Below are 1,050 nucleotides of genomic sequence, written 5' to 3'. Positions count from 1 at the left end.
TCGAGCCAGATCATCGAGGCGCGGAGTTCGAGGCCTGCGAGGTAGCTCTCGGGTGTCTTGTCGAAGCGGGTGGCGATGCCGCGCCAGTCCTTCAACCGGTTGATCAGGCGCTCGACGGTGTTGCGTTCCTTGTAGAGGTCGGTGTCGTGGCTGACGGGCCGCCCGCCCCGGCTGCCTTTCCTTTTGCGGTGGGCGGCCTGGTCCTTCTTCTCCGGGATGACCGCTTTGATGTGGCGTTTGCGCAGGTGGGCGCGGTTGGCGCGGGACGAGTAGGCCCTGTCCGCGGCGACCGCGCCCGGCCGGGTGCGGGGCCGGCCGACCGGCAGGCGGACACGAACCTTGTTCAGTACGGGGATAAACTGCGGGCTGTCCGCGGCCTGCCCGGCGGTCAGGACGAACGCCAGCGGCCGGCGCCTGCGGTCGGCGGCGAGGTGAATTTTGCTGGTCAGCCCGCCACGGGACCGGCCGAGCAGAGCCTGCCTCAGGCGGAGCCGGTGTCGCAGACGGACGCGTCGGCGTTCGGCCCGCTCGGACTCGTTTCCGCCGCGCTGCCCGTTGTGTCCCGCCTCGCCGCCCCTTTTTGCCGGGCCTGCTCCTGCTCGGCGGCGGCTTCTTCCAGAGCCTCCATGACGTCCTCGCCGACGAGCATCCCGGCGGCGTCGTGATGGGCGCGGACAGTCGTGGAGTCCACACTGACCAGGGACAAGTCCGTCCTGCCCCGGCGAGCGGCCTCAGCGATCAGGCCCTCCAGCAGGGCGGTGAAGACACCGGCATTCCGCCAGACCCGGAAGCGTCCATAGACGGTCGGCCACGGCCCGAACTCGGCCGGCATCTCCCGCCACTGCGCGCTGGTCCTGAACCGCCAGATCACCCCCTCGAACTGATCCCGCAGCCGCTCGGGATATGGGCCGTACTCGCCTACCGGCAGGAACGGCTCGATCAACTCCCACTGCTCATCGGTAAGTTGCCTGCGCGTCACGACCATCTTCCTATCGGATCCGCCCTCCGAGCGGACCCGAATCGGCAAGATGATCACGACATCACACAGGC

1 pseudogene is annotated in these 1,050 nt (G+C 69.0%); it reads right to left on the bottom strand.

Annotated elements, in window-relative coordinates:
- A pseudogene (locus ABD357_RS29960) lies at nucleotides 1-979 on the bottom strand (IS5 family transposase); the annotation flags it as partial.
- Between the last annotated feature and the right edge of the window lie 71 nt (nucleotides 980-1,050).

Origin of the sequence: Streptomyces vastus (assembly GCF_039532825.1) — a bacterium.
Lineage (GTDB): Bacteria > Actinomycetota > Actinomycetes > Streptomycetales > Streptomycetaceae > Streptomyces > Streptomyces vastus.
Note: the sequence above shows the minus strand (reverse complement) of the source record. Positions and strands in the feature narration are given on the sequence as shown.